Source organism: Geodermatophilus sp. CPCC 205506 (assembly GCF_051383635.1).
Lineage (GTDB): Bacteria > Actinomycetota > Actinomycetes > Mycobacteriales > Geodermatophilaceae > Geodermatophilus.
On the sequence record NZ_JALPKP010000062.1, the window covers coordinates 21,679 to 29,710 of the forward strand.

Genomic DNA, 8,032 nt, shown 5'->3' on the forward strand with positions numbered 1-8,032 from the left:
ACCGCATCCGACCTGATTGGCACTCGGCACTGTCGAGTGCCAACCGAGAGTTTGGCACTCGACCCTGCCGAGTGCAAGAACGGGGGGTGGGCGCCGGCTGTTCCCCGGCCCGACCGAGTGCCTCTGCGGCCTCCCGGACACGACCGAGGCCCGGCCCCCTGGCGGGGAACCGGGCCTCGGCGAGGACCTGCGAGCTCAGGCGGAGCGCACGCTGTCGGCCTGCGGCCCCTTCTCACCCTGGACGACCTCGAAGGTGACCCGCTGGCCCTCGTCGAGGCTCTTGTACCCGTCCATCTGGATGGCGGAGTAGTGGACGAAGACGTCCTGGCCGCCGTCGACGGCGATGAAGCCGAAGCCCTTCTCGGCGTTGAACCACTTCACGGTGCCCTGTGCCACGTGTGCTCCCACGTTTCGTGCGTGCGGACGACGCCAGCCATTCCGGCGCCGGGTCTAGCTCTTCCGCCCGTCGAACACGAACGTGGAACCGAACCGCGGGAGAAGGTACAACACGAAGGGCGTGGTGAGAGCAACCTCACCCACGCCGGACACGGATGGAGGGACGACGTCCCCCGATCCGGCTGCGACCCTACTCCGTCACCCGATGAGACCGGCCGCCCGCACCGACTTCAGCGACGGCTGCACCCGGTGGGTCGGCCCGACGACCGGCTCCAGCGGGTCGAGGGTCTTGAGGCCCTCCCCGGTGTTGAGGACGACGGTCTCCTTGGCCGGGTCCAGCCGGCCGTCCTCCAGGAGCTGGCGCAGCACCGCGACCGTGACGCCGCCGGCGGTCTCGGCGAACACCCCGGTGGTCCGGGCGAGGTCGCGGATGCCCTGCACGATCTGCTCGTCGTCCACCCGGCCGACCGCGCCACCGGTGCGCCGGATCGCGTCGAGCGCGTACGGGCCGTCGGCGGGGTTGCCGATGTTGAGCGACTTGGCGATGCCGGTCGGCTTCACCGGCTTGACGACGTCCCACCCGTTGTCGAAGGCCGTGGCGATCGGGTCGCAGCCGGCCGACTGGGCGCCGAAGATCGTCCACTCGCTCGCCTCGACGATGCCGGCGGTGGTCAGCTCGCGGAACGCCTTGTCCACCTTGGTGAGCAGCGAGCCCGACGCCATGGGGATGACGACCTGGGCCGGGATCCGCCAGCCGAGCTGCTCGGCGATCTCGTAACCCATCGTCTTGGAGCCCTCGGCGTAGTAGGGCCGCACGTTCTGGTTGACGAAGGCGGTGTCCTCGAACTCGTCGGTCTCGGCGAGCTCGCTGGTCAGCCGGTTGACGTCGTCGTAGGAGCCGTCGACGGCGACCAGCGTCTGCCCGTAGACCGCCGACTGGACGACCTTGCCCGGCTCCAGGTCGCTCGGGATGAACACGAACGACGGGATGCCGACCCGCGCGGCGTGCGCGGCGACCGAGTTGGCCAGGTTGCCGGTGGAGGCTGCGGCGATCTTGGTGTAGCCCAGGCGCTTGGCGGCGGTCGCCGCGAGGCTGACCACGCGGTCCTTGAACGAGTGGGTGGGGTTGGCCGAGTCGTCCTTGACCCAGAGGCCCCCGGTGACGCCCAGCTCCGCGGCCAGCCGGTCGGCCCGCACCAGCGGGGTCAGGCCGGGGTCGAGCGAGACGCGGTCGGCCGGGTCCTGCCCCACCGGCAGCAGTGCGACGTAGCGCCAGATGTTCTGCGGGCCGGCCTCGATCTGCTCGCGGGTGACCGCGCGCATGATCTCGGGGTCGTAGTCGACCTCGAGCGGGCCGAAGCACTCGGCGCAGGCGTGCTCGGCGACCAGGCCGAAGGTGGCGCCGCAGTTGCGGCACACCAGCCCGCGGGCCGGACACGGGGGCACCGGGCCACCGGCACCGGAGTCGGCCTGAAGGGAACCGGGAGCGGTCAGGGTCATGCGACGACTACCTCCTCATCTTCCCCGCGGCGGGCCGTCGAGCCGCGCGGGACGGAATTGGCACCTCTCGCCGCGGAGTGCGCGGTCGGCGGTTGCCGGGGCTTCATCGGGCCGTGTCCCTCTGCCCCTCTGGATGAGTGGAACGCACCGACTGTACCCAGGTGACCGTCGTCGCTGCGGACCCGGCCACGATGAGTCCGTGACTGCGCGGATCGTCTACACCGACCTCGACGGCACGATGGTCGGCCCCCGGGGCTCCTTCTGGCACACCGCCGCCCGCGACCTCACCGCCGGCCCGGCCACCGCACTGCTCGACCTGCACCGGGCCGGCGTCCCGCTCGTGCTGGTCAGCGGGCGGACGTTCGAGCAGGTGGTGGAGGCGGCGCGGATCTTCGCGGCGGACGGCGCGATCGCCGAGCTCGGCTCCGTCGTCGGCTGGGACGGCGGCCGCGGCGTCCACCGGCTGACCGGGGAGCTGCCCGCCGAGCACGCCGCGCGGGCCCCGATGGAGGTGATGGCCGAGCTCGGCGTCGTCGAGGACCTGCTGGCGCGCCACGCCGGCCGGCTGGAGTGGCACGCCCCCTGGCACGCCACCCACACGACCGACGCGCTGCTGCGCGGCCGGGTGGACCCCCTGGCCGTCGACGCGTACCTCGCCGAGCGCGGGCACGGCTGGCTGACGCTCAACGACAACGGGTCCATCCCGGCGACGTCCCGGATGACCCTGGCCCCCGACGCGCTGCCGCCGCGGGTCTACCACCTGATGCCGCGCGGCATCTCCAAGGGCGCGGCGATCGCGTGGGACCTCGAGCGGCGCGGCCTGACCCCCGACGACGCGGTGGCGATCGGCGACAGCGTCAGCGACCTGGAGATGGCGCCGGCGGTCGGCCGGCTGTGGATCACCGCGAACGGGGCGACCGTCGACGGGATGGCCGACCTGCTGGCCGCCGTCCCGAACGTGGCGGTGACCGGTGCCGCGATGGGCGAGGGCTGGGCCGAGGCCGTCCGCGCGAGTCTCTGATGGAGTGGTTCTGTCGGCGTCACGCCGACAGAACCACTCCATCAGCTCGTGACGTCGCGGCGGGCGAAGTGGCGGAAGGCCAGCGCGGTGAAGACCGCCGCGTACACCAGCGACTGGACCACGCCCCGGAACAGGTCGCCGGAGTCGACCGGGGTCTGCAGCAGGTCGGTCCAGGCGAACTCCTCCGCGGTGGGGAACCAGTCGCGGACCGCGCCGAGCTGCTCGACCTGGTCGAGGATCGCGAAGACGAACATGGTGAACACCGCGCCGCCGACCGCGGCCAGGGGCGCGTCGGTGATCGTGGAGAACCAGAACGCCAGCGTGCCGACGACGAGCAGGTGGACGGCGAGGTAGCCGACCATCCCGGCCAGCCGCAGCAGCCCCTCACCCTGGCCGAGCGTCACGCCGATCGGCGTCTGGATCGCCTCGAACCCGAAGGCGATGCCACCGGCCACCAGTCCGGTGAGGACCAGCGCCAGCAGCGCCCCCACCGAGAGCACCAGCGCCGCGTACCACTTCTGCCGGAGCAGCCGCATCCGCGGCACCGGCGTGGCCAGCGTGTAGCGCAGCGACCCCCACTGCGCCTCGGCGGCAACCGTGTCGCCGAAGAACAGCGCGTAGACGACGACCAGGAAGAAGCTGGTCGTCGCGAACAGCACGAACAGGGTGAAGTTCAGCCCGCTGGAGGTGGCGACGTCGACGAGGTTCAGCCGGCTGTTCTCCGCCGCCTCCTCGCTGGCCCCCAGCTGCAGCGCCGCGATCAGGATCAGCGGCAGCGCGACCATCAGGGCGAAGACGCCGATGGTGCGCCGGCGCTTGAACTGCCGGCGCAGCTCGACCGACAGCCGCAGCGTGCGCTCGGGCCGGTACCCGGCGATCGCCCCCGTCGGCTGGACGTGCTCGGTCTCCATGCTCCGGCTCACGCCTCCTCCCCCACCAGCGCCAGGAACGCGTCCTCCAGCCGGCGCCGCGGCGTGAAGGCGTCGACCTCGAGGCCGGCCTCGACCAGAGCCTGCAGCGCCCGGACCCGGCTGGTGCCGTCGAGCTCGGCGACCAGCCCCTCGTCGGTGTGCACGGCCGACACCCCCGGCAGCCCCTCGAGGACGGCGATCGCGCGGTCGGTGTCGGCGTCGTCGACCAGGCCGACGAGCACCGCGCCGCCGGTGCCGACGATCTCCTCCACCGTGCCCTGGGCGATCTTCTGTCCCTTGGTCATGACGACGACGTGGCTGCAGGTCTGCTCGATCTCGCTGAGCAGGTGGCTGGACACGATGACCGTCCGGCCGGTCGCGGCATAGGACCGCAGCACCTCGCGCATCGCGTGGATCTGGGGCGGGTCCAGCCCGTTGGTCGGCTCGTCGAGCACCAGCAGGTCGGGCAGGCCGAGCATCGCCTGGGCGATCGCCACCCGCTGCCGCATGCCCTGGCTGTAGCGGCGCACCGGGCGGTCGATCGCCGTCCCCAGCCCGGCCACCTGGATGGCCTCGTCCATGTGCGCGTCCGCGGCCGGCCGGCCGGTGGCCGCCCAGTACAGCCGGAGGTTGTCGCGGCCGGACAGGTGCGGCTGCAGGCCGGTGCCCTCGACGAAGGAGCCCAGCCGGGAGAGGACGGGCGCGCCCGGGCCGGCCGCGTGGCCGAAGATGCTGATCCGCCCCTCGGTGGGCCGGATCAGCCCCATGAGCATGCGCAGCGAGGTGGTCTTGCCCGCACCGTTGGGCCCGAGCAGGCCGAGCACCTGGCCGCGGCGCACCTCGAAGGAGAGGTCCCGGACGGCGACGAAGCCGTCCTTGTAGGCCTTGGTCACGCCGGTGAAGCGCAGCGGGACGTCCTCGCCATCGGGTTCGACGGCCGACACCCGGCGGCGGCGCCGGCGGCCCCACAGGACGGCGACCAGCCAGCCGAGCAGCCCGAGGGCGACGACGGCGCCCAGCAGCACCCACCAGCGGGAGGTGCCGCCGACGGCCTCGGTCCGGCCGTCGACCTCCGGGACGCTGAGCGCGGCGCCGTCCCCGCCGGCGAGGGCCACCGAGTAGACGGTCGCCTCGGCCGGCAGCGCGAACGCCTGGTCGGTCGAGGAGACGACGACCCGCAGGGTGTGCCCCGCCTCGAAGCGGTGCACGATGCCCGGCAGGGTCACCGACACCTCGGTGGGCGCGGTCGGGTCGGCCGACAGACCGGTCAGCGCCAGCGGCGCCACCTGACCGGCGGGGAGGGTCATCGAGCCGTCGGGCCCGACGTCGTAGAGCTTGGCGAACAGCGTCGCGGTGCCGCGGGCCGAGGCGACCGCGAGGTCGACCGTCGGGGCGCCCACGACCTCGACCGCGCTGTCGAGCGGCTCGCTGTCGAAGGCGGCGAACTGGCCGGGGATCTCGAAGGAGCTGCCACCCAGGGCCGCGCTGAGCGAACCCAGCCCGGGCACCACGGTGATCGCCGCGGGGGTGCCACCGGCGGGGGTGACCACCGGCTGCGTCGACCCGCTGAGCGGGAAGGTGGACCGGGTGGCGGGCTCGGCGCCGGCCAGGCCGGGGTACGCCGGCGCCACCACGGTCTGGTTGCCGCCCTGCACGTTTCCGACGCCCGCGCCGACCCCGGCGGGGACGGGGAACTCGAAGCCGGTGCCCGGGTCCTCGCCCTCGCCCCGCAGGTGCCAGTCGAACCACCCGGCGACCTGCTCGCGCAGCCGCTCCCGGGTCCGCTCCGAGCCGGAGTCATCGTGGCCGCCGGTGTACCAGACCACCTTGACCGGGGTGCCGTCGGCGGCGATGCCCCGGGCGTTGGCGTCGGCCTGCCCCAGGCCGAACAGCGAGTCGCGGGTGCCCTGGACCAGCAGCGTCGGGGCGTCGATGCGGTCGAGGACGGTCGCCGGGCTGCTGCGGTCGAGCACCGCGGCGCTCTCCGGCGTCAGCGTGCCGGTGGCCGCGGCGGTCTGGTAGGCGGCGCAGATGTCGGTCCTGAACCGGCCGCAGGTCAGCAGCTGCTCCACCTGCGCGGGGTCGACGGACGCCGGATCGAGCTGCGGGAGGCCCGCACCTGCCGCGGCCGGCAGCCCGCCCTCGTCGTCCTCGCCGGTGCCGCCGCCCAGGGCGTCGAGCAGGCCCCCGGTGGGCACCGACCCGACGCCGAAGAACAGCCCCGACCACAGCCGCTTGTAGACCCCGGCGCCCGCGCCCTGCGGAGTCGCCGCGACGGTCTCGCCGTCGGCGGCACCGACCTGGGAGGGAAACAGCGCCGCGGTCAGCGAGTTCCAGGTGATCTGCGGGGCGATGGCGTCGATGCGGTCGTCGTAGGCCGCGCCGAGGAGGGACAGCGCCCCGCCGTAGGAGGCGCCGGCGACGCCCACGCGGGGGTCGCCCTCGCCGTCGAGCAGCACGTCGTCGCGCTCGGCCAGCCGGTCGAGCTGCGTGGAGAGGTCGGCGACCTCGTAGCGCGGGTCGTTGAGGCCGATCTGGCCGGTGCTGCGGCCGAAGCCGCGCGCGGAGTAGGCGAGGACGACGTAGCCGCGCTCGGCCAGCAGCCGGGCGTCCTCGGCCACGGAGTCCTTGCTGCCGCCGAACCCGTGCGCGAGGACGACGGCGGGGGCCGGCCGGTCCGCGGTCGCGGAGCCCGGCAGGTAGAGGGTGGTGTCGAGCTCGACGGCGTCCGCGCCCGAGCCGGAGGGGACGAGCGACTCCTCGGTGGCGACGTCCTCCGCGGCCGCCGCCGGCGCGGCCGGCGAGACGACGAGCAGGACGCCGGCGAGCAGCGGGGTGAGCAGGGCGACGAGCGCTCCGCGGGCGCCGGGGCGCGGGCGGGGACGCACGGGCCCGCGATGGGGACGCACGGAGCGGCCAACGGTCGACCGCAGCCCGGTGTTCCGGACCCGCCGCACCGGCTCGGCGCGGCCCGGCGTCAGGGCCGCCACTCTCCGGTGGCCACGAGCACGAGACCGGGGACGGCCACGTCGGGGACCTCGAAGAACCGCACCGCTGGGCCGTGGATCTCGGGGAACAGCTCGACCAGCCGGACCGCGGCCTGGCGCTGGGTCTCGTCGCCCTCGGTGTAGTAGACGGTGGTGACGGCGATGTCCCCGCCCTGGTACTGGCCCACCCCCGGCGACTCGAAGCCCTGCCCGCCGATCGCGCCGGCGACGTCGGCGGCCAGCCCGGTGATGCCGGTGGCGTTGAGCACGGTCACCGGAGCCCGGACGTCCGCGGCCGGGGCGGCGCCCTCGGCCGGCGGCAGCGGCTCGACCTCCAGCGGGGGCAGGACCGAGCTCGGCGGCGCGGTGGCGGCCGACGTCGAGTGGGTGGTCGCGGTCGACTGCGACCGCGAGGCCTCCTCGGCGTCCGGGACGGCGAAGGAGTAGACGCCCAGCACCACCAGCGCGACGACCGCGACGGCGAGCAGGCCGGTCGCGGCGCGGCGGACACCCGAGGGGCGGCGCGGGCCGTCCTCGTCGTCGAGCCGGACCGCGGTCGCCCCACTGCGACGGCCGGACTTGCGGCGCTCGGCCTCCGCGGCCTGCCGCTCGGCGCGCAGCGCCGCCCGGCCGCCGACGACCTCCGTCGACGGCCCGGTGACCGGGCCGGTCACCGGCCCGCGGCGCAGGTCCGCGGGCTCGTCGAGGTCGTCGTCCTCGTCGACCCGGTCGTCTTCGTCGGCCCAGCGGTCGTCGGCGTCGCCGCGGTCGCGGGTGGTGGCGTTCCGGTCGGGGATCGCCTCGGTGGCCGGTGCCGGGGTCCGCCGCGCGGAGTCCTCGGCCCGGGCGGGGTTGCGGTCCGGGATGGCCGTGGTGACCGGCGCGGGGGCCGGCCGGTCCGGCTCGACGCGTGAGGGGCTGGTCCAGTCGCGGGAGCCGGAGCCGTTCCGCGACGGCGCCTCGACGGCGGCCGGCCGACCGGCCCGCCAGGACGGCTCGGCGGCCGGCTCGGTGCCGGTGCCGCGGCGCGGACCCGCCTCCGGCCGGGGCTCGTCGCTGCCGTGGCTCGGGGTGGGGACGGCCTGGAACGGCGCGACCGTGGTGCGTGGTGCCACCGGCGCCGGGGGGGCCACCGGGGCGGCCGCCGCGGCGGGTGGGAGGGGCAGCCGCACGCGGGTCTCGGGGGCCGGCTCCACCGGGCGGGGCCGCGCGGCGGG

At 74.9% G+C, this 8,032-nt stretch carries 6 protein-coding genes and 1 riboswitch; of the genes, 1 reads left to right on the forward strand and 5 read right to left on the reverse strand.

The features are described from left to right. Positions 1-195 precede the first annotated feature (195 nt). Positions 196-396, reverse strand: a complete 201-nt coding sequence (locus tag MY520_RS24570) for a cold-shock protein (RefSeq protein WP_436695314.1) — start codon at positions 394-396, stop codon at positions 196-198. A 198-nt stretch (positions 397-594) separates the two neighbouring features. Then, on the reverse strand, positions 595-1,896 hold the full coding sequence (thrC, locus tag MY520_RS24575; RefSeq protein ID WP_436695315.1) for a threonine synthase: 1,302 nt from the start codon (positions 1,894-1,896) through the stop codon (positions 595-597). 12 nt (positions 1,897-1,908) lie between these two features. Further along, positions 1,909-2,036, reverse strand: a riboswitch (SAM riboswitch). A 59-nt stretch (positions 2,037-2,095) separates the two neighbouring features. Here thrC and MY520_RS24580 point away from each other — a divergent pair. Continuing rightward, positions 2,096-2,917 (forward strand): HAD family hydrolase, encoded by an 822-nt coding sequence (locus MY520_RS24580; RefSeq protein ID WP_436695316.1) that lies wholly within the window; start codon positions 2,096-2,098, stop codon positions 2,915-2,917. A gap of 41 nt (positions 2,918-2,958) precedes the next feature. On the opposite strand, the gene MY520_RS24585 is transcribed toward MY520_RS24580, so the two are convergent. The 3 genes from MY520_RS24585 to MY520_RS24595 form a co-directional block, all read right to left on the reverse strand. Next, positions 2,959-3,840 (reverse strand): ABC transporter permease, encoded by an 882-nt coding sequence (locus MY520_RS24585; protein ID WP_436695317.1) that lies wholly within the window; start codon positions 3,838-3,840, stop codon positions 2,959-2,961. Beyond that, complete coding sequence (locus MY520_RS24590) at positions 3,837-6,716, reverse strand: alpha/beta fold hydrolase (protein WP_436695318.1); 2,880 nt, start codon at positions 6,714-6,716, stop codon at positions 3,837-3,839. The genes MY520_RS24585 and MY520_RS24590 overlap by 4 nt, the downstream gene beginning before the upstream one ends. Positions 6,717-6,805: 89 nt before the next feature. After that, positions 6,806-8,032 (reverse strand): LytR C-terminal domain-containing protein (locus MY520_RS24595; RefSeq protein ID WP_436695319.1); only part of this gene is annotated, 1,227 nt, incomplete at its 5' end.

Coding starts and splice junctions, on each gene's coding strand:
- thrC (WP_436695315.1), bottom strand. CDS start 1,896: ATGACCCTGACCGCTCCCGGTTCCCTTCAGGCCGACTCCGGTGCCGGT.